The organism is Pantoea sp. AG1095 (assembly GCF_003208415.1).
Classification (GTDB): domain Bacteria; phylum Pseudomonadota; class Gammaproteobacteria; order Enterobacterales; family Enterobacteriaceae; genus Pantoea; species Pantoea leporis.
This window is the reverse complement of sequence record NZ_QKMJ01000001.1, coordinates 1,189,045-1,213,592: the sequence shown is the minus strand read 5'-3', so window position 1 is coordinate 1,213,592 and position 24,548 is coordinate 1,189,045. Positions and strand designations below refer to the sequence as shown.

The 24,548-nt window shown below is 53.6% G+C and carries 27 protein-coding genes; 17 read left to right on the top strand and 10 right to left on the bottom strand.

From position 1 onward, the window contains the following. Window positions 1-80: 80 nt before the first annotated feature. Both ruvA and ruvB read left to right on the top strand, forming a co-directional pair. Entirely contained in the window at window positions 81-695 is a 615-nt protein-coding gene (ruvA, locus tag DEU53_RS05775; RefSeq protein WP_007889559.1) for a Holliday junction branch migration protein RuvA, read from the top strand. A gap of 8 nt (window positions 696-703) precedes the next feature. Further along, complete coding sequence (gene ruvB / locus DEU53_RS05770; RefSeq protein WP_007889560.1) at window positions 704-1,708, top strand: Holliday junction branch migration DNA helicase RuvB; 1,005 nt, start codon at window positions 704-706, stop codon at window positions 1,706-1,708. Window positions 1,709-1,715: 7 nt separating this feature from the next. On the opposite strand, the gene znuB is transcribed toward ruvB, so the two are convergent. Both znuB and znuC read right to left on the bottom strand, forming a co-directional pair. Next, window positions 1,716-2,501: a zinc ABC transporter permease subunit ZnuB gene (gene znuB, locus DEU53_RS05765; protein WP_101764158.1), complete on the bottom strand. Its 786-nt coding sequence runs from the start codon at window positions 2,499-2,501 to the stop codon at window positions 1,716-1,718. Beyond that, complete coding sequence (gene znuC, locus DEU53_RS05760; RefSeq protein ID WP_110866454.1) at window positions 2,498-3,253, bottom strand: zinc ABC transporter ATP-binding protein ZnuC; 756 nt, start codon at window positions 3,251-3,253, stop codon at window positions 2,498-2,500. The genes znuB and znuC overlap by 4 nt, the downstream gene beginning before the upstream one ends. 77 nt (window positions 3,254-3,330) lie before the next feature. Here znuC and znuA point away from each other — a divergent pair, with 77 nt between their 5' ends. The 3 genes from znuA (at window position 3,331) to lpxM (ending at window position 6,748) form a co-directional block, all read left to right on the top strand. Further along, entirely contained in the window at window positions 3,331-4,302 is a 972-nt protein-coding gene (gene znuA / locus DEU53_RS05755) for a zinc ABC transporter substrate-binding protein ZnuA (protein ID WP_110866309.1), read from the top strand. A 13-nt stretch (window positions 4,303-4,315) separates the two neighbouring features. Then, window positions 4,316-5,644, top strand: a complete 1,329-nt coding sequence (mepM, locus tag DEU53_RS05750) for a murein DD-endopeptidase MepM (RefSeq protein WP_110866308.1) — start codon at window positions 4,316-4,318, stop codon at window positions 5,642-5,644. 126 nt (window positions 5,645-5,770) lie between these two features. Further along, window positions 5,771-6,748: a lauroyl-Kdo(2)-lipid IV(A) myristoyltransferase gene (gene lpxM, locus DEU53_RS05745; protein ID WP_110866307.1), complete on the top strand. Its 978-nt coding sequence runs from the start codon at window positions 5,771-5,773 to the stop codon at window positions 6,746-6,748. A gap of 24 nt (window positions 6,749-6,772) precedes the next feature. On the opposite strand, the gene DEU53_RS05740 is transcribed toward lpxM, so the two are convergent. The 3 genes from DEU53_RS05740 to DEU53_RS05730 all read right to left on the bottom strand — a co-directional run bounded on the left by DEU53_RS05740 (window position 6,773) and on the right by DEU53_RS05730 (window position 10,499). Next, entirely contained in the window at window positions 6,773-8,008 is a 1,236-nt protein-coding gene (locus DEU53_RS05740; protein WP_101764162.1) for an MFS transporter, read from the bottom strand. 86 nt (window positions 8,009-8,094) lie between these two features. Further along, the gene (gene pyk / locus DEU53_RS05735) at window positions 8,095-9,537 is read right to left on the bottom strand and encodes a pyruvate kinase (protein WP_101764163.1); all 1,443 of its coding nucleotides are present in this window, start codon (window positions 9,535-9,537) and stop codon (window positions 8,095-8,097) included. Window positions 9,538-9,644: 107 nt separating this feature from the next. Beyond that, window positions 9,645-10,499 (bottom strand): MurR/RpiR family transcriptional regulator, encoded by an 855-nt coding sequence (locus DEU53_RS05730; RefSeq protein WP_101764164.1) that lies wholly within the window; start codon window positions 10,497-10,499, stop codon window positions 9,645-9,647. Between the two features lie 372 nt (window positions 10,500-10,871). Between DEU53_RS05730 and zwf the strand changes: the two genes are divergently transcribed. Next, window positions 10,872-12,347 (top strand): glucose-6-phosphate dehydrogenase, encoded by a 1,476-nt coding sequence (gene zwf / locus DEU53_RS05725; RefSeq protein ID WP_064738913.1) that lies wholly within the window; start codon window positions 10,872-10,874, stop codon window positions 12,345-12,347. 187 nt (window positions 12,348-12,534) lie between these two features. Then, complete coding sequence (locus DEU53_RS05720; RefSeq protein WP_008110463.1) at window positions 12,535-13,176, top strand: bifunctional 4-hydroxy-2-oxoglutarate aldolase/2-dehydro-3-deoxy-phosphogluconate aldolase; 642 nt, start codon at window positions 12,535-12,537, stop codon at window positions 13,174-13,176. Window positions 13,177-13,219: 43 nt separating this feature from the next. Here the strand turns inward: DEU53_RS05720 and purT are convergent, their stop codons facing one another. Beyond that, window positions 13,220-14,398 carry a formate-dependent phosphoribosylglycinamide formyltransferase gene (purT, locus tag DEU53_RS05715; protein WP_110866306.1) on the bottom strand — a complete coding sequence of 393 codons (1,179 nt, stop codon included), beginning with the start codon at window positions 14,396-14,398 and terminating at the stop codon, window positions 13,220-13,222. Window positions 14,399-14,559: 161 nt separating this feature from the next. Between purT and DEU53_RS05710 the strand changes: the two genes are divergently transcribed. Then, window positions 14,560-15,201, top strand: a complete 642-nt coding sequence (locus DEU53_RS05710; protein ID WP_110866305.1) for a tellurite resistance TerB family protein — start codon at window positions 14,560-14,562, stop codon at window positions 15,199-15,201. 139 nt (window positions 15,202-15,340) lie between these two features. Next, window positions 15,341-17,404 carry a prolyl oligopeptidase family serine peptidase gene (locus DEU53_RS05705; RefSeq protein ID WP_110866304.1) on the top strand — a complete coding sequence of 688 codons (2,064 nt, stop codon included), beginning with the start codon at window positions 15,341-15,343 and terminating at the stop codon, window positions 17,402-17,404. Here the strand turns inward: DEU53_RS05705 and exoX are convergent. Then, window positions 17,398-18,066 carry an exodeoxyribonuclease X gene (exoX, locus tag DEU53_RS05700; protein ID WP_110866303.1) on the bottom strand — a complete coding sequence of 223 codons (669 nt, stop codon included), beginning with the start codon at window positions 18,064-18,066 and terminating at the stop codon, window positions 17,398-17,400. The two genes, DEU53_RS05705 and exoX, sit on opposite strands and share 7 nt — an antisense overlap. 3 nt (window positions 18,067-18,069) lie before the next feature. Further along, a complete protein-coding gene (locus DEU53_RS05695) occupies window positions 18,070-18,300 on the bottom strand; it encodes a DNA polymerase III subunit theta (RefSeq protein WP_008110458.1) in 231 nt (76 codons plus the stop codon). A gap of 153 nt (window positions 18,301-18,453) precedes the next feature. Between DEU53_RS05695 and copC the strand changes: the two genes are divergently transcribed. From copC to DEU53_RS23035, 7 genes are all read left to right on the top strand, one after another. Beyond that, entirely contained in the window at window positions 18,454-18,831 is a 378-nt protein-coding gene (gene copC / locus DEU53_RS05690) for a copper homeostasis periplasmic binding protein CopC (RefSeq protein WP_110866302.1), read from the top strand. Between the two features lie 3 nt (window positions 18,832-18,834). Next, entirely contained in the window at window positions 18,835-19,716 is an 882-nt protein-coding gene (copD, locus tag DEU53_RS05685; protein WP_110866301.1) for a copper homeostasis membrane protein CopD, read from the top strand. 33 nt (window positions 19,717-19,749) lie between these two features. After that, complete coding sequence (locus DEU53_RS05680; protein WP_061718597.1) at window positions 19,750-20,097, top strand: YebY family protein; 348 nt, start codon at window positions 19,750-19,752, stop codon at window positions 20,095-20,097. Window positions 20,098-20,816: 719 nt separating this feature from the next. Then, window positions 20,817-21,029, top strand: coding sequence for a cold-shock protein (locus tag DEU53_RS05670; protein ID WP_007889586.1), 213 nt, complete (start codon window positions 20,817-20,819; stop codon window positions 21,027-21,029). Between the two features lie 2 nt (window positions 21,030-21,031). Beyond that, window positions 21,032-21,175 (top strand): cold-shock protein, encoded by a 144-nt coding sequence (locus DEU53_RS23120; RefSeq protein ID WP_110866453.1) that lies wholly within the window; start codon window positions 21,032-21,034, stop codon window positions 21,173-21,175. A gap of 202 nt (window positions 21,176-21,377) precedes the next feature. Beyond that, entirely contained in the window at window positions 21,378-21,698 is a 321-nt protein-coding gene (locus DEU53_RS05660) for a hypothetical protein (RefSeq protein ID WP_110866299.1), read from the top strand. Between the two features lie 120 nt (window positions 21,699-21,818). After that, window positions 21,819-21,986, top strand: coding sequence for a hypothetical protein (locus DEU53_RS23035; protein ID WP_167391209.1), 168 nt, complete (start codon window positions 21,819-21,821; stop codon window positions 21,984-21,986). A gap of 363 nt (window positions 21,987-22,349) precedes the next feature. Here the strand turns inward: DEU53_RS23035 and DEU53_RS23115 are convergent, their stop codons facing one another. Both DEU53_RS23115 and DEU53_RS05650 read right to left on the bottom strand, forming a co-directional pair. Beyond that, window positions 22,350-22,796: a hypothetical protein gene (locus tag DEU53_RS23115; protein ID WP_233501660.1), complete on the bottom strand. Its 447-nt coding sequence runs from the start codon at window positions 22,794-22,796 to the stop codon at window positions 22,350-22,352. Window positions 22,797-22,910: 114 nt separating this feature from the next. After that, a complete protein-coding gene (locus DEU53_RS05650) occupies window positions 22,911-23,642 on the bottom strand; it encodes a trans-aconitate 2-methyltransferase (RefSeq protein ID WP_110866298.1) in 732 nt (243 codons plus the stop codon). A gap of 255 nt (window positions 23,643-23,897) precedes the next feature. Here DEU53_RS05650 and DEU53_RS05645 point away from each other — a divergent pair, with 255 nt between their 5' ends. Continuing rightward, window positions 23,898-24,545 (top strand): metallophosphoesterase, encoded by a 648-nt coding sequence (locus DEU53_RS05645; RefSeq protein WP_110866452.1) that lies wholly within the window; start codon window positions 23,898-23,900, stop codon window positions 24,543-24,545. Window positions 24,546-24,548: the final 3 nt, after the last annotated feature.

Genomic DNA, 24,548 nt, shown 5'->3' with positions numbered 1-24,548 from the left:
GCGGTATGAGGCTGGATATTCATCCAGCCTTTTTTATGGTATATAAACAGGCTTACTTATCAGATTAAGGAATTGCTCAGGTGATTGGTCGTTTACGAGGCAACATTCTGGAAAAACAGCCGCCGCTGGTGTTGATTGAGGCGCACGGTGTCGGTTATGAAGTGCACATGCCAATGACCTGCTTTTACGAGCTGCCGGAGATCAATCAGGAAGCGATTATCTTTACGCAGTTTGTGGTACGCGAAGATGCGCAACTGCTGTTCGGTTTCAATAACAAGCAGGAACGCACGCTGTTCCGCGAGCTGGTGAAGGTGAATGGCGTTGGGCCAAAACTGGCGCTGGCAATTCTGTCTGGCATGTCGGCCCAGCAGTTCGTGACCGCCGTTGAGCGACAAGAGATTGCCTCGCTGATCAAACTGCCGGGCGTGGGTAAAAAAACCGCCGAGCGTTTGATTGTGGAGATGAAAGACCGCTTTATCGGCATGCACGGCGATCTGTTTGGTGGTGATTCAACCTTTACGTTGACCACGCCATCTGCTGCACAAGACAATAACGATGCTGAAGCCGAAGCGGTTTCAGCGCTGGTGGCTCTGGGCTATAAACCGCAGGAAGCCAGCCGTATGATCAGCAAAGTCGGTAAACCGGATGCGGATTGCGAAACCCTGATTCGTGAAGCCCTGCGCGCAGCTATTTGAGGTAAAGCATGATTGAAGCCGATCGTCTGGTCTCGGGCAGTTCCTTTAATGAAGAAGAAACGCTCGACCGTGCCATTCGTCCCAAGCTGCTCACGGAATATGTTGGCCAGCCGCAGGTGCGCGAGCAAATGGAGATTTTCATCCAGGCTGCGAAACTGCGTGGCGATGCACTCGATCATCTGCTGATTTTCGGCCCGCCGGGACTGGGTAAAACTACGCTGGCTAACATCGTCGCTAACGAAATGGGCGTCAATCTGCGCACCACGTCCGGCCCGGTGCTGGAAAAAGCCGGCGATCTGGCGGCGATGCTCACTAACCTCGAACCGCATGACGTGCTGTTTATTGATGAGATCCATCGGCTGTCGCCGGTGGTGGAAGAAGTGCTGTATCCGGCGATGGAAGATTATCAGCTGGATATCATGATTGGTGAAGGTCCGGCAGCGCGTTCGATTAAGCTCGATCTGCCGCCGTTTACCCTGATTGGTGCCACGACGCGTGCCGGTTCTTTAACTTCGCCGCTGCGCGACCGTTTCGGCATCGTGCAGCGCCTTGAGTTCTATAATGTACCCGATCTGCAGCATATCGTGGGTCGAAGCGCGGCCTGTCTTGGCCTGGCGCTGAGCGAAGAGGGCGCGCTGGAGATAGCGCGTCGTGCACGCGGAACGCCGCGTATCGCTAACCGCCTGCTGCGCCGCGTGCGTGACTTTGCGGAAGTGCGCGCCAACGGCAATCTGAGCGGCGAAGTATCAGCCAGCGCGCTAGATATGCTTAACGTCGACAGTCAGGGTTTTGATTATATGGACCGCAAACTGCTGCTGGCGATTATCGATAAGTTCTCGGGTGGTCCGGTTGGCTTAGATAACCTGGCAGCGGCGATTGGCGAAGAGCGGGAAACTATTGAGGATGTGATTGAACCCTTCCTGATCCAGCAAGGATTCATTCAACGCACGCCGCGTGGCCGGATGGCCACGCAGCATGCTTACAAACACTTTGGTATCAGTCGCGAAGAGTAAACCGGCGTTATGCCGCCGGTTTTTTTGCCATGCTAATGATGAACAATACTGCCGCGCATAACACCACTGAAGGACCGGCTGGCGTATCGTAGCTGGCGGAGAAGGTCAGTCCGCCGGTCACTGCGATAATACCGGCAATTACCGCAAAACCGGCCATCTGTTCTGGCGAGCGCGAGAAGCGACGTGCCGTCGCCGCCGGAATAATCAGTAACGACGTAATAATCAAAGCACCGACAAACTTCATCGCTACGCCGATGGTTAATGCGGTGACCAGCATCAACATCAAACGCGTGCGCTGAATGTTAACGCCATCCACCTGTGCCAATTCCGGGCTGATGGTCATCGACAGCAGCGAATTCCACTGCCACGCCATCACCGCCAGTACAATCGCCACGCCGCCGCCCATCATCCACAAATCATCGGGCGTCACCGCCAGCAGATCGCCAAACAGGTAAGCCATCAGATCGACACGCACGCCTTGCATCAGACTGACGACCACTAAACCCAGCGACAGCGCACTGTGCGCCATAATGCCGAGCAGCGTATCAATAGCCAGATGCGGGCGTCGCTCCAGCCACACCAATCCCAACGCCAGACACACGGTCACCAAAATCACCGCATAGTAAGGATTCACGTTGAGCAGCAAACCAAACGCCACGCCCAGTAAGGACGCATGCGCGAGTGTATCGCCGAAGTAAGACATGCGGCGCCAAACCACAAACGAGCCAAGTGGACCGGCCGCCAGCGCCAGCAACACGCCGCCCAGCCAGCCAGGTAATAACAGTTCAATCATGACGGGCCATTTCCTTTGCGCAGAACAATGCGTCCCTGTAAATCGTGACGGTGATTATGATGATGACGATAAATCGCCAGCTGCTGCGCGCCGCGTGGGCCAAACATCGCAATAAACTCCGGATGTTGTGACACCGCTTCCGGCGTGCCGGAACAGCAGATGTGATGGTTGAGACACAGCACTTCGTCGGTTTTCGCCATCACCAGATGCAGGTCGTGTGAAACCATCAGCACACCGCAGTTCAGTTCGCGGCGCAGCTGATCGATCAAATCGTACAGCGCGACCTGGCCGTTGACATCAACGCCTTGTGTCGGCTCATCCAATACCAAAAGCTGCGGTTCATTGAGTAATGCACGCGCCAGCAAAACACGTTGTGTCTCACCGCCGGAAAGTTTTTGCAGCGTTGCATGCAGCAGATGCCCGGCCTGCACGCGCTTGAGCGCCGGCAAAATGGCATCGCGTTTGGTGCCGCGCGACAGGCGCATAAAGCGTTCCACGGTGATCGGCAACGTTGGGTCGATGTGCAGTTTTTGCGGCACGTAGCCGATACGCAAATTAGCGGCGCGCTTGACGCTGCCGCTGGTGGGTTTCAGTAGCCCCAACACCGCGCGAACCAGCGTGGATTTACCGGCGCCGTTCGGGCCGAGCAGGGTGAGAATTTTCCCCGGCTCAAGTGCGAGGCTAATACCTGCAAGCACCGGACGCTGGGAGAACTTCACAGAAATTTTTTCAAGGGTAACAAGTGGCGACATGTTATTTACGGGTTGCATAGAATTTCGAATGTTATAATATCACATTCCATCAACGGTTCACGATGGAATGACGTATTATGTTACACAATAAAAAGCGCCTGATTTTCACCCTTACTGCTGCGGCAATTGGCGCGGCAAGCGCATTACCCGCGCACTCCGCAGTTGTCGCTTCAATCAAACCTATCGGATTTATCGCAGCGGCTATCGCAGAGGGTATTACGCCGGTTGAAGTATTGCTGCCTGATGGCGCCTCAGAGCATGATTATGCCTTGCGTCCCTCTGATGTAAAACGTATTAAAAACGCAGACTTAGTAGTGTGGACAGGCCCAGAGATGGAAGCCTTTCTTACTAAGTCAGCGGCCGAATTACCCGCCAGTAAAAACCTCGAAATTGCCGCATTGCCGGGCATAAAACCGCTATTGATTAGCGGCGATGATGAAGATGAGGAACATGAGCATGGTCACGCTCACGATCACGACTCAGAAAATTCCGAAGACCAGGACGGGTCTCATGCGCACCACCACCATGGACAGTTTAATATGCACCTGTGGATGTCCCCTGACATGGCCTTACAATCTGCGGTTGCAATCCATGGAAAATTATTGGAACTTATGCCGCAAAGCAAAGCCAAACTTGACGCTAATCTGCAGGAATTTAAGGCAGAATTAGCCGATGCAGACAAACACATCGGCGCGCAACTCGCGCCTGTGCGGAACAAGGGTTATTTCGTTTTTCACGATGCTTACAGCTACTTTGAAAAACATTACGGTTTGTCACCTTTAGGTCATTTTACCGTCAATCCTGAAATCCAGCCGGGCGCCCAGCGTTTACATCAAATACGAACACAGTTGGTTGAGCAGAAAGCCGTTTGCGTTTTCGCTGAACCACAATTCAGACCGGCCGTCATCGATGCCGTGTCCCGTGGAACTTCCGTACGTAAAGGCACGTTAGATCCGTTGGGTATGGACATCAGCTTATCCAAAGACAGCTACGTGAAATTTCTTTCACAGCTGTCGAGCCAGTATGCGAGCTGCCTGAATGGAGCATGAGGAATAGGTAAAAGTGCAGCAGATAGCCCGCTCTGTCGCCCTCGCATTTAACAATTTGCCGCGCCCCCACCGCGTTATGCTGGGTTCATTAACCGTTGTCACATTGGCCGTTGCAGTATGGCGGCCTTACGTTTACCATCCGCGTGATGTTGCCCCCATCGTGAAAACCATTACGTTGGATAAAGACGAACTGCGCACGCTGTTGCCCGAAGCCAGCGAGCCGATTGACCAGACAACGGAAGAACCGTCCGACGATATTCCTGCTGACGACATTGATAATGACGTTCCGGACAATCCCAACGTACATGAGTACACCGTCTCTTCAGGTGATACGCTGAGCAGCGCGTTAAATCAGTACGGTATTGAGATGGGAGATATCAACGCATTAGTCAGTAGCGATAAAGATCTGCGCAACATGCGCGTTGGTCAGCAACTGAGCTGGACGCTGGATGCTGATGGACAACTGCAAACCTTCAGCTGGGAAATCGATCGTCGTGAAACCCGTACTTATCAGCGCGCCGACAACGGCAGCTTTAAGATGCAGCAGGAGCTGCAAAAGGGTGAGTGGCAAAATAACGTACTGAAAGGTGAAGTGCGCGGCAGTTTTGCTGCCAGTGCCCAGCGTGCGGGCTTAACCAGCGCAGAAACCAGCAACGTCATCAAAGCGATGCAGTGGCAGATGGATTTCCGCAAACTACGCGCCGGTGATGACTTTAGCGTGCTGATGTCTCGTGAAATGCTCGATGGCAAAAGTGCCCAAAGCCAATTGCTTGGCGTGCGTTTACGCACCGGCGGTAAAGACTACTACGCGTTCCGTGCGGAAGACGGCAAGTTCTACGATCGCAACGCGTCTGGTTTAGCGCGTGGCTTTATGCGTTTCCCTACTGTTAAGCAGTATCGTGTCTCTTCCAACTTCAATCCGCGTCGCCTTAATCCGGTAACCGGCCGTATTGCACCGCATAAAGGTGTCGATTTCGCGCTGCCTATTGGTACGCCTGTGTTAGCCGTGGGCGATGGTGAAGTGGTGATGGCGAAAAACGGTGGTGCTGCCGGGAATTACGTGGCAATTCGTCACGGTCGTCAGTACATGACGCGTTATATGCACCTGAGTAAAGCGTTGGTGAAACCGGGGCAAAAAGTGAAACGCGGCGATCGTATTGCGTTGTCGGGTAACACCGGACGTTCGACCGGTCCGCATCTGCATTATGAAGTATGGATTAACAATCAGGCGGTGAATCCATTGACGGCAAAACTGCCGCGCATGGAGGGTCTGACGGGTAAAGATCGCAGCACTTACATGGCGCAAGTCAAAACCTGGTTGCCGCAGTTGACGCTGAAATAGCGCATTATTGCGCGTAACACTTAAAAACCGACGGATTCTTCGTCGGTTTTTTGCTATCTGGCGCATGAAGATTGCAAAATTAACCACCGTCACTATTATTGACCGGTCATTGTCAGAGGCGAGTGCATGGAAACCCGAAAGAAAAATAACAGCGAGTTTATTCCCGTTTTTCAACGTTCTTTTTTAAAGCCGAAATACTGGGGAAGTTGGTTGGCGGTTGGCGCGCTGGCCAGCATGGCATTGCTTCCCGCTAAAGTGCGCGATCCGATACTGGGCGGATTGGGCAAGTTCGCCGGTAAGCTGGCGAAAAGTGCGCGCCGCCGTGCGCTGATCAATCTCTATTATTGCCTGCCGGAATTGAGTGAAGCGCAGCGCGAAGAGATTGCTGATCGTATGTTTGCCACCGCACCGCAGGCGATGGCGATGATGGCCGAATTGGGCATGCGTAATCCCGAGCATGTTCGCAAACGTGTTGACTGGCACGGACGGGAAATCATTGAGCAACTGCAGGCCAACAAAGAAAACGTCATATTTTTAGTGCCGCATGGCTGGGGCGTGGATATTCCAGCGATGCTGCTGGCGTCTGAAGGCCAGATGATGGCGGCGATGTTCCACAATCAAAGCGATCCGTTAATGGATTATCTGTGGAATACCGTGCGACGCCGTTTTGGTGGCCGTATGCATGCGCGGAATGACGGCATTAAGCCGTTTATCGCGTCGGTGCGTCAGGGTTATTACGGCTATTATCTGCCGGACCAAGATCACGGTCCGGAACACAGCGAATTTGTGGATTTCTTTGCTACTTACAAAGCCACATTGCCTGCAGTGGGCCGCCTGATGAAAGTATGCCGCGCACGCGTTGTGCCGCTGTTCCCGGTGTACAACAGTGAAACCCATCGTCTGGAAATCTATGTGCGTCCGCCAATGGATGACTTGCTGGATGCCGATGACAATACGCTTGCGCGTCGCATGAATGAAGAAGTTGAAGTGTTCGTGCGACCGCATCCGGAACAGTACACCTGGATTCTGAAGCTGCTGAAAACGCGTAAGGAAGGGGATATCGAACCTTATGCGCGCAAAGATCTTTATCCTCGTAGGAAATAAACATGGGGCCGTCTGGCCCCTTTATCATTCTATTGCCGCCACGTGACTGCGACGTTTACGTTCGCGCAGGAACAGGGTCACCAGACCAAACCACAGCACGCCAGCGGCGAAGTTAATCCCGCTAAACCACGGTGTGCCGCCGCTGAAGTAGCCACTTTTCGCCAGCTCAATGCCTACCGCTAAGGTCAGAATACTGATCATCCCGAGCATCGCCGCCACGCTGCCTTTGCCTTCGTTGCTGGAGTAAAGCGTCAAACGGTACAGACCGGCATTCACCATGCCTGCGCCGAAAGCGTACAAGCTTAACCCGGCTGTCAGCAGCAGATAGGTGTGACTATCGAGCAAATTAGCCAGCAGCGAAATACTCAAACCAATCAGAATCGGCCAGGCGGCAAACTTCACCGGCTGCTCAATCGGCACGCGTCCAGCCAGTTTGCCGAGCGTGATGTTGCCGGCAATCATCGCCAGAAACACCGGTAGCTGCAGCAGCGCATACTGCATGCGTGACAATCCTTCATCGTGCATCAGAATCACTGGCGACAGCGCTACCCACGTCAGGATCGGAATAAACACCAAACCAATGGCAAAGGAGCCGTACATCACCTGACGATCGCGCGCCAAACGCGCATAGCCGCGCGCCAGCGTTGGCAGGGCGATAGAGTGACTGCGATCGCCAGCGGTTTCCGGCATGACGCGCCACAGCAGGGCAAACGCAATCACGCTGCAGATGGCAAACAGCCAGAACATGCTGCGCCACTCGCCAACGGTGAGCCACGCGGCTCCGGCCAGCGGACCAGCGAGCGGTGCCAGCAGCGCGACGTTGGCCATCAGCGCCATCATGCGTACTGCCAGCGCCTCGTCAAAGGCTTCCTGCACCGCTGCGTAGCTGACGGCGCCAATAAAGCACAGGCTAATACCCTGCACAAAGCGCAGCGCGACAAACTCCTCAATGCTGCTCACCCACGTTGTCAGAATACAGGCGGCGGCAAAGAACAGGATGCCAAACAGCAGCACCGGCCGGCGGCCATATTTGTCAGAGAGCGGACCGAGCAGCCATTGCAGCACCACGCCGCCCATCAGATACGCGGTCAGCGAGGTCGAAACCCATTCCGGGCCGACGCTGAATTCAGACGTCACCAGCAGCATGCCGGGCTGAATCATGTCATGCGCGATATAGGTGGCGAACTCGAAGAGTACCAGCGCGAGCGGGAACAGCAGCACGCGCCCGGTGAGTTGAGTGATAGGTTGATAGCGGGCCATCTGGCCTCCTTGTCAAAAAAATAAAAACGCGACTGCCAGGCAGTCGCGTTTGTCCATGTTGTTACAGCCGCTGTGGGTGGTGCGTATTAGTCTACGCGCAAAACACGGCTGGTATTGGTGGTACCAGTGGTCGACATCACGTCGCCCTGGGTGACAATCACCAGGTCGCCTGAAACCAGGAAACCTTTTTCGCGCAGCAAATTCACTGCATCGTGCGCGGCAGCAACACCATCGTTGTTGCTGTCGAAGAACACTGGCGTAACACCACGGTACAGCGCCGTCAGGTTCAGCGTACGTTCGTGACGTGACATGGCGAAGATCGGCAAACCGGACGTGATACGTGAGGTCATCAGCGCGGTACGGCCCGATTCGGTCATGGTGATAATCGCTGAAACCCCTTGCAGATGGTTGGCAGCATACATCGCCGACATGGCAATCGCTTCTTCGACGTTATCGAACTGTACTTCCAGGCGGTGCTTAGAAACGTTAACGCTCGGGATTTTCTCTGCGCCGAGGCACACTTTCGCCATCGCTGAGACGGTTTCAGCCGGATACTGGCCAGCAGCGGTTTCCGCCGACAGCATCACCGCATCGGTACCATCCAGCACGGCGTTCGCCACGTCCATGACTTCGGCACGCGTTGGCATTGGATTGGTAATCATCGACTCCATCATCTGCGTGGCGGTGATGATGGTGCGGTTCAGCTGGCGCGCACGACGGATCAACGCTTTCTGAATACCCACTAGCTCAGGATCGCCAATCTCCACACCCAAATCGCCACGCGCAACCATCACTACATCAGAGGCAAGGATGATGTCATCCATCGCTTCCTGTGAGGCAACGGCTTCAGCACGTTCCACTTTCGCCACCAGTTTGGCGTCGCAGCCAGCGTCGCGCGCCAGACGGCGGGCATAATTCATATCTTCGCCGTTACGCGGGAAGGAGACCGCCAGATAATCCACGCCGATTTTCGCGGCGGTAACGATATCAACTTTGTCTTTTTCGGTCAGCGCATCGGCAGAGAGACCGCCGCCGAGTTTGTTGATGCCTTTATTGTTAGAGAGCGGGCCGCCGACGGTGACTTCGGTGAACACTTTTACGCCCTGAACTTCCAACACTTTCAGCTGCACGCGACCGTCGTCCAGCAGCAGGATATCGCCGGGCACTACATCTTCTGGCAGGCCTTTATAGTCGATACCGACTTTTTCTTTATCGCCTTCGCCTTTGGTTAAATCAGCATCCAGCAGGAAACGATCGCCGACGTTGAGGAACACTTTGCCTTCTTTGAAGGTCGATACGCGAATTTTTGGGCCTTGCAGGTCGCCAAGGATCGCTACGTGACGACCCAGTTTCGCCGCGATTTCACGGACTTTATTGGCGCGCTGCTGATGATCTTCCGGTGTGCCGTGGGAGAAGTTGAGTCGTACAACGTTAGCACCCGCCGCGATGATTTTTTCGAGGTTGTTGTCGCGATCGGTGGCTGGACCGAGGGTTGTAACGATCTTGGTTCTTCTGAGACGTCTGGACATGAAGGACTCCGTTAGCAAAGTATCGTGTCGCTCTCAAGTGACACGTAGTGTTCATCTATTCTATATGATCGATGGGCTGTGATTCGACTCACATTGTGAATGTGATGTTAATTATTTTCCTGCGCCTGTTTCTCCAGGCGTGAATCTTTCAGCGCTTCTTTCACCCGTTTCAAATTTTCACGGAAAGCAGCGCCGCGCTCAAGGGTAAACCCTGTCGCCAGAACATCAATCACGGTCAATTGTGCAAGGCGGGAAACCATTGGCAGGTAGATATCGGTATCTTCGGGTACGTCGAGCGTCAAAGCCAGCGTGGCTTCCGCCGCCAGCGGGGAACCCGGAGAAGTGATAGCCAGCACAGTGGAAGCGTTTACACGCGCCAGGCGAGCCAGTTCTACCATATTTTTGGTGCGACCAGTATGTGAGATGAGAACAAACACATCGTTTGGACCACTATTTATGCAACTCATGCGCTGGATCACAATATCCTCTGACCAGATGACCGGCAGATTAAATCGCAAAAATTTATTGGTGGCGTCATGTGCCACCACGGCGGAGGCACCAAGGCCAAAAAAGGCAATTTTATGCGCCTTTGACAGCGCCTGAACCGCCTGACGAATCACCTGAGAATCGAGTTGCTGGCGGACGCGGCTGAGGCCCGCTAACGCGGAATCAAAGATTTTGTGGCTGTAGCTTTCCACACTGTCATTTTCTTCCACATCGCGACTCACCCAGTTCGGGCTTTTGACCAGGCTCTGCGCGAGCTGCAATTTGAAGTCAGGGAAGCCGCGCGTGCCCATACGATGGCAGAAGCGATTCACCGTCGGTTCGCTGACGTCAGCGGCGCGTGCCAGCGTGGCGATGCTGGAGTGCATCGCCTGTTGCGGCGCGGCAAGAATCTGCTCTGCGACTTTACGTTCTGATTTGCTTAACGCATCGAGTTGCGCCTGAATCTGTTCCAGCATGGTTTAACCTAATGAGCGTCAATCACTTTTTCGCGTTCATCAATCAATGAAATCGCTGCCAATTCACAAGAATATACCGTGTAATAGCCCCTCGCACGCAGCGGAGGACAAATGTAAACGCGATTTTTTTGCGATACTTTGATCGCTGACGTGTTTTGCCACGACAAATATCGAAACAGAAAATGTGCTCAAATGGCACGCTACAACACACTTAACACCTTTATTACGTTCACAGTTAACGCCAGCAAAACACTGCGTTCGGGTTGTCCTAAACCCGCTAAAAACGTACATTGTGCTGTAAGAAAATTACAATAAGGACCTGGCGTGATGAGAACGCTCAAGCCGGGTATATCCTGCAACGAGGAGAGGAAAATGGCGGTTACACAAACAGCCCAGGCATGCGATCTGGTGATTTTCGGTGCCAAAGGCGATCTCGCGCGCCGTAAACTGTTGCCATCACTGTATCAGCTGGAAAAAGCCGGTCAGATTCATGAAACCACTCGCATTATTGGCGTGGGGCGCGCGGATTGGGATAAAGCCGCGTATACCAAAGTGGTACGTGAAGCGCTGGAAACCTTCATGAAAGAGAAGATCGATGAAGCGCTGTGGGATACTCTCAGCAGCCGTCTCGACTTCTGTAACCTCGACGTAAATGATACCTCGCATTTCACCAAACTGGGCAAAATGCTTGACCAGAAAAACCGCGTCACCATTAACTACTTCGCCATGCCGCCAAGCACCTTTGGCGCGATTTGCGACGGTCTGGGCGCCGCCAAGCTGAACGCCAAACCGGCACGCGTAGTCATGGAAAAGCCGCTCGGCACCTCATTGGAAACCTCACAAGAGATCAATGACAGCGTCGGCAAATACTTCGAAGAAGGCCAGGTTTTCCGTATTGACCACTATCTCGGTAAAGAGACGGTGCTCAACCTGCTGGCGCTGCGTTTTGCCAACTCCATCTTCGTCAACAACTGGGATAACCGCACTATCGATCACGTGCAGATCACCGTGGCAGAAGAGGTGGGCATCGAAGGCCGTTGGGGTTACTTCGACAAAGCCGGCCAGATGCGTGACATGATTCAGAACCACCTGTTGCAGATCCTCACCATGATTGCCATGTCGCCGCCGTCCGATCTGAGCGCGGATGCGATTCGTGATGAAAAAGTGAAAGTGCTGCGCTCACTGCGTCGTATTGATCAAACCAACGTGCGCGAGAAAACCGTACGCGGTCAGTACACCGCCGGCTTTGTGCAGGGCAAGAAAGTGCCAGGTTATCTGGAAGAAGAGGGCGCTAACAAGCAGAGCGCCACGGAAAGCTTTGTTGCTATTCGCGTGGATATCGATAATTGGCGTTGGGCTGGCGTGCCGTTCTATCTGCGTACCGGCAAGCGCTTGCCAACCAAATGCTCTGAAGTGGTGGTGTATTTCAAGAATCCTGAGATGAACCTGTTTAAGGATTCGTACGCTGAACTGCCGCAGAACAAGCTGACCATTCGTCTGCAGCCGGACGAAGGCGTGGATATCGAAATACTGAACAAAGTGCCGGGACTTGACCACAAGCATAAACTGCAGACCACCAAGCTGGATTTGAGCTACTCCGAAACCTTCAACCAGTCGCATCTGGCCGATGCTTACGAGCGTCTTCTGCTGGAAACCATGCGCGGTATTCAGGCGCTGTTTGTGCGTCGTGATGAAGTTGAAGCAGCGTGGGGCTGGGTGGATTCGATCATTGATGCCTGGAGCGCCGATGCCGAAGCGCCGAAGCCGTATCAGGCGGGAACATGGGGACCGGTTGCCTCTGTCGCGATGATTACTCGCGATGGTCGTTCCTGGAACGAGTTCGAATAGAAACCTCATGTTGAGCCCGCCAAATGTGCGGGCTTTTTTACGTCCAGAATTCATTTTTCTGAAAAGTGAACCAGAGTTTCAAAAAATTCTGATATCCGATGGACGCCGCTCCAGACGATCTTGTATGGTAGAGCCCAATTATTGACAGCGTGGCTAAACGCCGGGCTGATGCAACTAAGGAAACGTGATGAAGAACTGGAAAACAAGTGCTGAACAGATCCTGAAAACTGGCCCGGTCGTGCCGGTCATTGTGGTGAACAAGCTGGAACACGCGGTGCCGATGGCGAAAGCGCTGGTGGCTGGCGGTGTGCGAGTGCTGGAAGTGACGCTGCGTACCCCGGTGGCGATGGACGCGCTGCGTGCAATGATTAAAGAAGTACCGGAAGCGATTGTCGGTGCGGGCACGGTGATCAACACCCAGCAACTGAAAGAAGTCACTGACGCCGGTGCGCAGTTTGTCATCAGCCCAGGATTGACGGAATCGCTGCTGAAAGCCGCGGTTGAAGGTCCGGTGCCATTGATTCCAGGTATCAGCACGGTTTCAGAACTGATGACTGGCATGGATTACGGCTTGCGGGAGTTCAAATTCTTCCCGGCGGAAGCCAATGGTGGCGTGAAAGCATTATCCGCGATTGGCGGTCCATTCCCGCAGGTGCGTTTCTGTCCAACTGGCGGCATCTCGCCAGCCAACTATCGAGACTATCTGGCGCTGAAAAGCGTGCTGTGCATTGGCGGTTCGTGGCTGGTACCGAATGATGCGTTGGAAAGCGGTGACTGGGATCGTATTACGCGTCTGGCGCGTGAAGCGGTTGAAGGGGCACGCGCATAAGTTTATGAATTGGTCGCCATTGATGGCGACCACTTAATCTTACTTAACCTTCGACTTGTACCGCGGCCGCACTCGCCACGGCGCGCGCGATAGCGTCATCGGTGTTTTCACCGGTTGCCAAAGCCACGCCTAAACGGCGCTGACCGGCGATTTCCGGCTTACCAAACAGGCGCAGCTGCAATCCGGCGCCCAGCGCGGCTTCGATATTCCCGAACACGACGTTCTGGCTGTTCAGCTCAGGTAAAATCACTGCCGACGCAGCGGGACCGTATTGACGAATGCCGCCAATCGGCAGGCCGAGGAAAGCGCGCACATGCAGCGCGAACTCGGACAGATCCTGCGAAATCAGCGTGACCATGCCGGTATCATGCGGACGCGGTGACACTTCGCTGAACACCACTTCATCACCGCACACGAACAGCTCCACGCCAAACAGGCCGTATCCTCCGAGCGCTTTTACCACGTTAGCGGCGATATCCTGCGCGCGTTGCAGCGCCAGTTCACTCATCTGCTGCGGCTGCCATGATTCACGATAATCGCCATCTTCCTGACGATGACCAATCGGCGCGCAGAAGTGAATGCCGTCTACTGCGCTGATGGTCAGCAGGGTGATTTCAAAATCAAACTTCACCACGCCTTCAACGATCACGCGGCCCGCACCGGCACGTCCGCCTTGCTGCGCATAATCCCAGGCTTTTTCCAGCTGGCTGGCTTCGCGAATAAAGCTCTGGCCTTTACCGGATGAGCTCATCACCGGCTTAACGATGCACGGGAATCCAATCGCCTCAGCCGCGGCCACAAAATTCTCTTTGCTGTCAGCAAACTGGTAAGTCGATGTTGGTAAGGACAACTCTTCCGCCGCCAGACGGCGAATGCCTTCGCGGTTCATGGTCAGACGTGCGGCGCGTGCGGTCGGCACCACTTTCTGACCTTGCGCTTCCAGCTCCAGCAGTTTTTCGGTGGCGATGGCTTCAATTTCTGGTACCACGAAGTGCGGCTTTTCCTCTGCAATCAGCGCGGCCAGCGCGTCGCCGTCCAGCATGTTGATCACATAGCTGCGATGCGCAACGTGCATCGCCGGAGCATCGGCGTAACGATCCACCGCGATCACTTCCACACCAAGACGCTGGCACTCAAGTGCCACTTCTTTGCCTAATTCGCCTGAACCTAACAGCATGACACGCGTAGCGGCAGGGCGCAGCGCGGTTCCGAGAGTCGTCATAATTTCACCTTAGCAGTCAAAATGCGCGCGCAGTATAAACGAAAACGTTTGCGTACTCACGCTTTCGCCGCGATGAGGTTTGCCATACTTTTCCCGCTCTGACGTTAACTGACACAGCCTGCGGCAGCATGGAGAACGGAAAAGTAAACAGGAGTTAAACGATGAGCAATTGGCTGCAGCAAATTCAATCGGTGCTGGCGAAAAAGGGTGGAGACGGAAAATCGGGCGGTTTAAGTGACATGCTGGCCCCGGGCGCATTGGGCGGGCTGGCGGGATTGCTGGTAGGCAGCAAATCCACGCGTAAGCTGCTGACCAAATATGGCGGCAAAGCCTTGCTGTTGGGCGGCGGCGCGGCGGCGGGCGCGCTATTGTGGAACAAATACAAACAGCGCATACGTGAAACCCATCAGGACGATGCGGACTTCGGCCAGCTGCAAACGCCGATGGATCAACGCGCAGAGCGTCTGGTCACGGCGCTGGTGTTCGCGGCGAAAAGTGATGGTCACATTGACGATCAAGAGCGTGCCGCAATTGAGCAAAATATCCAGCAGGCCGGCTACGGCGCACAAGCCGAAGCGCTGATTCAGCAGGCGATGAATCGCCCGCTCGATCCTAACTGGCTGGCCGCTGACGTTAAAAACGAAGAAGAGGCGCTGGAACTCTATTTCCTCAGCTGTGCAGCCATTGATGTCGACCACTTTATGGAGCGTAGCTATCTCTCCGCGCTCGGCGATGCGCTGAAAATTCCCCAGGATGTGCGCGACGGTATCCAGCGCGATATCGACGCGGAAAAAGCTGCTTAATTCCGTGCGAAGGTTGCATCCGCAGCCTTCGCTTTTCATCTTTGGCTTACCCTGCATAAAGTGATGCTGCGTGTAGCTTGGCATCGTGCGTGATTAGTGCCACGCTTGCTGAATGTTGTCCTTCAGGGAGAAGAGCCTAATGAATCAGCCACACGCGAAAAAAATTCCCCATGTCATGAAGCTGCACGGTGAAACGCGCATCGATAATTATCACTGGTTACGTGATGACGACCGCGAGAATCCAGAGGTGCTGGCCCATCTGCACGCCGAAAATGATTACGGCCGTGCGATGATGGCGTCGCAGAATCCGCTGCAGGAACGGGTGCTGAAAGAGATCGTTGACCGTATTCCACCGCAGGATCACTCGGTGCCCTATGTGAAAAACGGTTATCGCTATCAAAGCCGCTATGAAGTGGGCAACGAGTATCCGGCTTATTTCCGGCAGCCCGTTGACGCGCCAGCTGATGAGCCCTGGCAGCTGTTGCTCGATGGAAACCAGCGGGCTGCGCACAGTGATTTTTACACCATGGGCGCGCTGGCGATTACACCGGACAATCAGGTGATGGCCTTAGCGGAAGACTTCCTGTCGCGCCGCCAATACGGCATTCGCTTCCGTAATTTGCAGGGCGGTAGCTGGTATCCGGAAGTGCTGACCAATGCGTCATCCAGCGTGGCCTGGGCCAACGATTCCCGCACGCTCTATTACGTGCGTAAGCATCCGAAAACGCTGCTGGCGTATCAGGTGTGGCGTCATGAACTGGGACATCCGCAATCTGACGATCAGCTGGTGTATGAAGAGAAGGATGACTCTTTTCACCTCAGCGTGCACAAAACCACTTCCGAGCACTTTATTCTGATTGCGTTGTACAGCACCAACACCAGCGAGATTTTGCTGATCGACGCCGAATATCCTGATGCACAGCCACAATCCTTTTGCCCACGTCGCCGCGACCACGAATACAGCATCGATCACTACAATCATCAGTTCTATATCCGCTCAAATCGCGATGGCAAAAATTTCGGGCTTTATCGCAGCGCGTGGCTGGCGGAAGCACGCTGGCAATCGCTGATCCCGGCGCGTGACAATGTGGTGCTGGAAGATTTTCAGCTGTTTCGTCATTGGCTGGTAGTCGAAGAGCGTCAGCACGGCGTAAACACCTTGCGGCAGATAAACTGTGAGAGCGGCGAAAGCTTTGGTATCGCCTTCGACGATCCCGCCTATGTCACCTGGCTTGCCTACAATCCTTCGCCGGAAAGCGACACCTTGCGCTACGGCTACTCTTCCATGACCACGCCGACCACCTTGTTTGAACTGAACATGGAAACCGGCGATCGTCGCGTACTGAAGCGCACGCCGGTGCCGGGCTTCAAATCGGAGGATTACAAAAGTGAGCATTTGTGGATCACGGTGCGTGATGGCACAGAGGTTCCGGTTTCGCTGGTCTATCACCGCAAGCATTTCCAGCGCGGCAACAATCCGTTGCTGGCATACGGTTACGGCGCTTACGGCAGCAGCATGGATGCCAGCTTTGGCACCAGCCGCATCAGCTTGCTGGAGCGCGGCTTCGTCTACGCGATAATTCACGTGCGCGGCGGCGGCGAGCTCGGCCAGCAATGGTACGACGGTGGCCGCCTGAAGAATAAAATCAACAGCTTCACGGATTTTATTGATGTCACCGAAGCGCTGGTGGCGAAGGGTTATGGTCATCGCCAGCAGCTCTACGCGATGGGCGGCAGCGCCGGCGGATTACTGATGGGCGGCGTGGTGAACATGGCGCCGGAGCTGTTCCATGGCGTGGTGGCGCAGGTGCCATTTGTCGATGTGGTGACGACCATGCTCGATCCGACGATTCCGCTGACCACCGGCGAATACGATGAGTGGGGCAATCCCGAACAGGCGGAGTTCTATCACTCTATTCGCCAATACAGTCCGTATGACAACATCGAGGCCAAAGCCTATCCGCATTTGCTGGTCACCACCGGTCTGCACGATTCACAGGTGCAGTATTGGGAACCGGCTAAGTGGGTGGCGAAACTGCGTGAGCTGAAAACCAACGATTCGCTGCTGTTACTTTGCACCGAGATGGATTCTGGCCACGGCGGTAAATCGGGCCGCTTCAAAGCGTATGAAGGGGTGGCGCAGGAGTTCACTTTCCTGATTGGCCTGGCGCAGGGCAGCTTGCCAGACCGCGTCGATTACTGATCGCTCTTCACATACTTGCGCAGCGCCTGCCGTAACGGTGGGCGCAAATCACGCACATTTTCCAGCACCCAACGCAGATAGCCGGGATCTTTACGCGCGATACTGCCAATACTCTGACCGCGATATTTGCCGAACGGGAACACATCGCCGCTTACGGGCGCGGGCTGGCACAAATTCGCCATCTGCTCGGCGTTCCAGCCGGAGGTTTCCATAATGCGGATCAGTAGCGCAGCGGTGACGTAGCAGTCATACAACGCGCGGTGCGCATGCAGTTCGGCCGGTGGCGTGACATCCAGCTTCAGGCTGTGGCGCAGCGCCTGATTGCCATATTTGATGCCTGGCCACAGCTGCCGCGCCAGCGTCATGGTGCAGATCCATTCGCCCGGCATAATGGGCAACATGCGGCGATCAAAACTGGCGTTGTGCGCCACATAATGCGGACTGCCGTGATAGCGACCAATCGCTTCTTCAATCGTGGGTTTGCCCATCACCATCGCTTCCGTAATGCGATGTACCGCCATCGCCTGACGACTGATGGGGCGATCCGGGCAGATTAAGTCGCTCATCGGATTGACGATCTGACCATCAATGACATCCACCGACGCCACTTCCACCACGCCACCCTGCAGGCCGCAGGTTTCGGTATCAATTACACGTAACATAAATTACTTCTGCTTCGGTTCGTAGGGCAGGCGTGACAGGCTAAGCGAAGCCTGGCGATAGTTCATTAAGCGCTGACGAAACCAGTCACGCAGCGCTTCGGGCTGCTCGCGTTCCACCATTTCGGCAATCACCGGCATATTGTAGCGCTCTTTGAATGCAACGCCCGCGGCGGCCAGATCGACATTGACTTTGTCTTTCTCTTCCTGCGAGAGCAGGGCAAGGTTTTGGCTCATGCTTTTCTCCTGATAAATAGGGGCAAAAGTAATGGTTTCGGACCCTGGGATCAAGCGGATTGGATCGCACCGCAAGTCTCGACACCTGCGGATCGGCGGCGTATCCTGCTGCCACGTTTGCGGTGGTTTGCCGCATTTAAAAGGGAAGAAGTCATGAAGAAAACTGCGTTCAACTCTGTCGTCGCGCTACTTCTGGCGTCATCAACGCTGGCCTTCAGCCAGGTTGCCATGGCGCATGCTCACCTGAAAACCCCGGTCCCAGCCGACAAAGCGGTGGTGGAAACCTCCCCGCAGAATTTAACGCTGACCTTTACCGAAGATGTTGAAGCGGCATTCAGTGGCGTGGATGTGCTCAATGCACAACATCAACCGGTAGCCGTCGGGAAAGCCAAACTCAACGATAAACAACACGATCAGCTGATTGTACCGATCAGCCAGCCGCTGCCGTCGGGCAACTATCAGGTGAACTGGCATGTGCTGTCCGTTGATGGGCATAAAACCAAAGGCAGTTACACCTTCAGCGTGAAGTGATTGATGAGTTTGAGTACGCTGTGGATTGGCCTGCGAGCGCTGCATTTTTTGTCGGTGCTGCTGTTCGCCGGTAGCGCCTTTTATACCGCGCTACTGGCGCCGCGCCGCTATCGTCCGCTGCTATCACAGCGTTTAGCTTTACTTCTCCGTACCAGCGCGCTGCTGAGTTTGTTTAGCGCCCTGTTGATGCTGGCAACGCAAACCGGCTTGATGAGCGGCGACTGGCGCAATGTCAGTGACAGCGCAACCTGGCAGGCGGTGCTCAGCACGCGCTTCGGCCAGGTTTGGTGTTGGGAAATCGCGTTCGCACTGCTGAGCACGTTAGCGCTGCTGCTGCGTGGCACACTGCGGCAAAATCTGCTGCTATGCAGCGGCCTGTTACAGTTGGTGGCGTTAGCCGGTGTTGGGCATGCCGCGATGCGCGATGGCTGGCCCGGATTGCTGCAACAAGGCAATCACGCGCTGCATTTAATTGCGGCTGCATTCTGGGCGGGCGGATTACTGCCGCTGTTATTACTGATGCGTGAAGCGCGGCAGATCGCTTATCGCACCGATGCGATTCGCTGCATGATGCGCTTCTCGCGTTACGGTCACCTGGCGGTGGCGCTCGCGCTGCTGACGGGCATCATTAATAGCGTGCTGATTGCCGGTTCGCCGTTGCATTGGCAAGCCACGCTGTGGAGCGAACTGCTGGTGGTGAAAGTGCTGCTGGTCATGCTGATGATCGCTATTGCGCTGACCAATCGCTATCTGCTGGTGCCGCGCTTTCGCCTGGCGGCCAGTAACGCAGCGCATCTGTTTATTCGCCTGACGCAGCTTGAGCTGCTGCTGGCCATTATTGTAATTGGGTTGGTGAGCGTGTTTGCCACGCTGTCACCGGCCTGAATGTGACATTCAAGAAGATGAAATGAGGTCGATATTTTGCTGAAGAAACTGATTCCAGCTTGCGTATTGATGGCGCTGTGCAGCCAGGCGATGGCGGCACAGATTATTACCGTCAGCCGTTTTGAGATTGGAAAAGACAAATGGCCCTTCACCCGCGAAGAGGTGATGTTGACCTGCGAGAAAGACGGCGCGCTGTTTGCGATTAACCCGGGCACTTTGTTGCAGTATCCGCTCAACGATAAAGCCTTTGCGCGCAAAACGGCCGGGCAGGGCACACTGCAATCGATCGACACCATTGTCGCCGTTGATAAAGCCCATCCAGGCCAGAAAATGAGTCTGCAACCGATCATCGACCGCGCACAGCAACTGTGCGGTAAGTAATCCCATATTCTCAGGCGTAGCGCACAATTCTGCCGCTACGCTTGCTTCCTCGTTCTGTCACCACGATCACAGAGTTGTCACCTTTCGCAACCAAACCGCATGATTGGCTGGAAAACCAGCAATCCTGTACTACCTTTAAATGGCAAGGCGTCCTCGCCTGCAAAAATGCCAACTTTTAGCGCACGGCTCCCAAAGAGCCATTTCCCTGGACCGAATATAGGAATCGTATTCGGTCTTTTTTTATCTGCATGATAATGAATTGTCTGCACGCGCTAGGCTTACGTTTATGCCGGCATCTACACTTAATTCTCTAAGCAACTCAGGAGGATTTATGTCTGATAGACCGATTGAAGCGGATGAGCTTGAAGAAGATACCAAGGTGAAGCCGGATGAGCATGAAAAAGACGATGAGAGTCTGGCACCGGAGTCGGGCGACAAGCAGCCTGATTGATGATTAAACCCACTTCGGTGGGTTTTTTTATTTTCTGCTTTTCTTTTTTATATGAAATAAAAATTTTTTTACCTTGCTACCTGGTAAGATAAATGCGTTAATGCGTCGTCGGTCTGAATAGCAGACAGTTAGAAGGTTAGTTCCCATTGTATTTCTCATCCCGGTTAGTGCCGCTTCAAGCCCTTTCTCTTTGAGTCTTATCCTAAGTTCTGATTCGTATCTGCAACTCGGCCCTTACGCCAATAGGCTCATTTAAAAGGTAAAAATTATGTCTAATAAAATTCTTGGAACGGTAAAATGGTTCAACTCAGAAAAAGGCTTCGGCTTTATTTCTCCTGAAAATGGCAGCAAGGACGTTTTCGTCCACTTCTCAGCCATTCAGGGCACTGATTATCGCTCACTTGATGAAGGTCAGCGTGTTGAGTTTTCAGTTGAAGATGGTCCAAAAGGTCCGTCTGCAACAAATGTATTAGGTCTGTAATTATTCGCATTTATCATCGTTTAAGATGTCCGCATTGCCAGAGTTCACAATATCGCACCTCCGCGTTCGATATTACGAAAATGAACCCACATGGCGCTAAATGTATTTTCTGCAAGTCATCAATGATTGTGTTGAAAACTGCTTAATAGCGGATATTCTGCCCTGATAATTATCAGGGCTTATCAGGCAATTGCCTGATATCAGAATCATTAGCACTGCTCAGGCAGTGCTTTTTTATTTTAAAAACCCCCGCATATCTTCACTTATTCCCACGTTTACCATCTTACCCACATGCTACTTTTTCTTTTATTCCGAAATAAATTACCGTCATAGAGAGAATCTTGCGAGATGCACAAGCCCGTTATCCTGATCGCCTTGCTGCTGAGTGGTTGCGCATTGAAACAGTATCCGCAGTCCGCCAAAGTGAGCGATGCCGAAGCGCAAACCTATGACTGTGCAGCACTGAATCAGGAGATCGCTAAAAGCCAAAGCGTTAAGCAGCAGATTGATAAAACCGGCGAGTTTGATGCGCTAACGGTATTGGGATTCGTCGGGGATTTTGGTATCGGTAACGGCCTTGCAAAGGCCAGCGCTAACAGCAAAGTGAAGGCGCGCCTGGAGCAGTTGCAGAAACTGCAATCAGTGCGTTGCGCGCACGGTGCAACTTAATAATTAGCCTTCTGAGCATCTACCCCGACAATTTTGCGGTCAAATAGCTGCAGCCAGCATGCATGAAAAATGGTATAAAGTTGGCGCATCTGTTTTATTGCCGGTTAATAAGGATCCTTCATGGCAAACACACAATATCTTCTTTGGGTAATGATTGGCACGTTAACTCTGCTTTGTATCTTTATTGGTGTGGTCGTTGGGCGGGCAAAAACGCCGCGTATTGGAACAATGACTTTCGCGGGTTTATTAGCCTTCTTCTTAGTGGCGATATTTTTAATTACTCGCTAAAGCATTGAACGCTGTAACGAGCAATATTGGCTGGGATCATTTCTGTACAGTGTCCCAGCGACTACCATTACGGATGTGCCCCCAGCGTGGGATAATCTCCTGTTCTAACTGATAAATCAGAGCAAGGATGAGATTAAGATTATATCGCGTGACTTCATTATGATGAGTGATGCAAGGCGATGCTGATTCGATCAAATTGAAGTTTTGATATTTTTCAAGCAACTCCAGGTGAGGCAGAATCTCCTGTTCACGCTGATAATCAGCGAGAGCAGTAAATAGGTAAATATTCTTGTCCGTTTGGCGATCGCGTCGAATAGCGTTCGGCAAAAGCTTATTTAATAGCGAGATGGCTGCGGGCGTTGTCTATCCCATCATTGCGTCACCCACATTCGGCCACATTGTGGCTGCATAATCCCCGAGATAAAACTGTGGTACGGCAGTAATGATATTTTTAATATTATGCCTAACACCGAAATAGAGCGCCGCGCTGCCACCTTTTGAGGCGCCAAGTATGGAAACGTTTGAGGGTGTTGTCAGCTCAATTACCGAGCGAATAAGCTGGCTGACCCCATGCTCAATTTCAAAATTCATATTGTTGCACAGATAGTAAGCGGGCAAGCCGTTGAAATCATCCTTGATCCACAACACCGCCGATTGAGTATGCTGCAAAAGGGTGAAATCGTAGATGGTGGGATCAGGAAGGTTAAACCCTGACATCACAATCAATAAATGCTGATTGTCTACTGAAGCCGGTTTATAGCGATAGTGTATATCGCGATGAGGGCGAAAATTAAAAATGCAATCAGTCACGGTCAGCGGCTCAGAGAAGGAATTCGCCCAAGACAGGCGACCAATTTGTCTGATAATTAAGAATGGCGATAGATGGAATAACGACGTGGCAGCATCCTGCCGCCACGAGAATATTCAGAGCGGTTTACGCGCGGCCAGCAAGAACATCATCGGGCGATCGCGTTCTTCCGCCAGCGCGGGATTGAGTGCAACCATCTCTTCGCTCGGGCCCCATTCATCAAGATGCACGATCTCAAATCCTGCGCCAATTAACGCATTGATCCAGGTTGCCAGCTTGCGATGTTGCTTCTTCACGCCATCGGCAAACCAGTTGCTGATGCGTTCCCCTTCCTGCTGGTAATGATTAACTGGCCAGCTGCGCTGCTGCTGTTCATCCACAATCCACTGCTGTTGAGTAGGTGCAGTGTAAATCGGATGCTCACAGGAAAACACCAGCGCGCCGCCCGGCGTTAGCGCCTCAAACACGGTTGCGAAGAGTGCGTCAATATTGCTGAGGTAGTGCAGCGCCAGCGAACTGTAGGCGAGATCATAGGATTCGTTCAGTTGCAGCGATTCTAAATCGGCGCGCTGATAGCGAATCCCGGTTCCCTGCGTCATGGTCGCGGCTTGCGCTAACATCTTCTCGGAAACGTCCAGACCCAGCACCTCACGCGCGCCTTGCTGCTGCGCGTAGCGGCAAAACCAGCCGTAACCGCAGCCGAGATCGAGAATACGTTTATCATGCAGGTCGGGTAGTAGCACACGCAGTGCGGGCCATTCTGGCGCGCCGTCTAACCCCTTAACGGAACGTGGCAAGGTGGCGTAACCGGCAAAAAAAGTGGGGTTGTCGTAAATATTCTGGCTCATACAGGCTCCTTTATATGATGCGCAAAGGAGTTTAGGCGTTTAGCGCGGAATGTAAAGTCGCGTAATTATCCCACAAATAACAGATGTACCAGACGAGCGAGTGATTCCAGCAGCAGCAAGCTACCGATGAAAATAACGATTAATACACCAATGAATTGCTTCCGTCCGCTCATGCTGTTCCCTCCGCTGGCTAACGTTGCCGGACTATACTTTAAGCCGGGCTCACTAAACTTCCAGTCAACCGGGGAAGATTACATGCTTTACCAAAAGGTGAACGCGCAAATGTGGCGAAATATTTGGGTGGTTGGCGATCTGCACGGTTGCCGCGCCCAACTCGATGCGCAACTGCTCAAGCGGGATTTCGATAAGCAGCAGGATCTACTGCTGTCTGTGGGCGATTTAATCGATCGTGGCCCGGACAGCCCCGGCTGCTTAGCGCTGATGCAGGAGCCCTGGTTTCGCTGCGTGCGCGGCAATCATGAGCAGATGGCGCTCGCTGCGCTGGATGGGCGCGACCAAACCTTGTGGATGATGAACGGCGGCGAGTGGTTCTGGCAACTCAAAGGCGCAGCGTTGATTGCTGCGCGCCATGCGTTGAAGCACTGTGCTGAGTTACCGTTGATCCTGCATCTGGATTTCGGCGATCGCGTGGTGGTGATTGCCCACGCCGATTATCCCGCCAGTCATTATGCGTTAGGGAAAGAGGTTGACTGGCAGCAAGTGGTGTGGAGTCGCGATCGACTGGGACGCCATCAACGCGGCAGTTCAGCCCGCATCGATGGCGCCAGTGATTTCTACTTCGGCCACACGCCGTTAGAACAACCGCTCAATGTGGCGAATCAGCATTATATCGATACCGGCGCGGTCTTCGGCAATCGCCTCACCCTGGTGCAGTTGCAGTAACGC

Excerpts from the sequence above, each read along its gene's own strand:
- znuA (WP_110866309.1), top strand. The coding sequence starts at position 3,331 with ATGTTACACAATAAAAAGCGCCTGATTTTCACCCTTACTGCTGCGGCA.
- DEU53_RS05740 (WP_101764162.1), bottom strand. The coding sequence starts at position 8,008 with ATGGCCCGCTATCAACCTATCACTCAACTCACCGGGCGCGTGCTGCTG.
- pyk (WP_101764163.1), bottom strand. The coding sequence starts at position 9,537 with ATGTCCAGACGTCTCAGAAGAACCAAGATCGTTACAACCCTCGGTCCA.
- purT (WP_110866306.1), bottom strand. The coding sequence starts at position 14,398 with ATGACGACTCTCGGAACCGCGCTGCGCCCTGCCGCTACGCGTGTCATG.
- DEU53_RS05670 (WP_007889586.1), top strand. The coding sequence starts at position 20,817 with ATGTCTAATAAAATTCTTGGAACGGTAAAATGGTTCAACTCAGAAAAA.
- DEU53_RS23035 (WP_167391209.1), top strand. The coding sequence starts at position 21,819 with ATGGCAAACACACAATATCTTCTTTGGGTAATGATTGGCACGTTAACT.
- DEU53_RS05660 (WP_110866299.1), top strand. The coding sequence starts at position 21,378 with ATGCACAAGCCCGTTATCCTGATCGCCTTGCTGCTGAGTGGTTGCGCA.
- DEU53_RS05705 (WP_110866304.1), top strand. The coding sequence starts at position 15,341 with ATGAATCAGCCACACGCGAAAAAAATTCCCCATGTCATGAAGCTGCAC.
- copC (WP_110866302.1), top strand. The coding sequence starts at position 18,454 with ATGAAGAAAACTGCGTTCAACTCTGTCGTCGCGCTACTTCTGGCGTCA.
- DEU53_RS05650 (WP_110866298.1), bottom strand. The coding sequence starts at position 23,642 with ATGAGCCAGAATATTTACGACAACCCCACTTTTTTTGCCGGTTACGCC.
- DEU53_RS05695 (WP_008110458.1), bottom strand. The coding sequence starts at position 18,300 with ATGAGCCAAAACCTTGCCCTGCTCTCGCAGGAAGAGAAAGACAAAGTC.
- exoX (WP_110866303.1), bottom strand. The coding sequence starts at position 18,066 with ATGTTACGTGTAATTGATACCGAAACCTGCGGCCTGCAGGGTGGCGTG.
- DEU53_RS05645 (WP_110866452.1), top strand. The coding sequence starts at position 23,898 with ATGCTTTACCAAAAGGTGAACGCGCAAATGTGGCGAAATATTTGGGTG.
- DEU53_RS05730 (WP_101764164.1), bottom strand. The coding sequence starts at position 10,499 with ATGCTGGAACAGATTCAGGCGCAACTCGATGCGTTAAGCAAATCAGAA.
- znuB (WP_101764158.1), bottom strand. The coding sequence starts at position 2,501 with ATGATTGAACTGTTATTACCTGGCTGGCTGGGCGGCGTGTTGCTGGCG.
- DEU53_RS05710 (WP_110866305.1), top strand. The coding sequence starts at position 14,560 with ATGAGCAATTGGCTGCAGCAAATTCAATCGGTGCTGGCGAAAAAGGGT.
- copD (WP_110866301.1), top strand. The coding sequence starts at position 18,835 with ATGAGTTTGAGTACGCTGTGGATTGGCCTGCGAGCGCTGCATTTTTTG.
- znuC (WP_110866454.1), bottom strand. The coding sequence starts at position 3,253 with ATGTCGCCACTTGTTACCCTTGAAAAAATTTCTGTGAAGTTCTCCCAG.
- zwf (WP_064738913.1), top strand. The coding sequence starts at position 10,872 with ATGGCGGTTACACAAACAGCCCAGGCATGCGATCTGGTGATTTTCGGT.
- lpxM (WP_110866307.1), top strand. The coding sequence starts at position 5,771 with ATGGAAACCCGAAAGAAAAATAACAGCGAGTTTATTCCCGTTTTTCAA.
- ruvB (WP_007889560.1), top strand. The coding sequence starts at position 704 with ATGATTGAAGCCGATCGTCTGGTCTCGGGCAGTTCCTTTAATGAAGAA.
- DEU53_RS05720 (WP_008110463.1), top strand. The coding sequence starts at position 12,535 with ATGAAGAACTGGAAAACAAGTGCTGAACAGATCCTGAAAACTGGCCCG.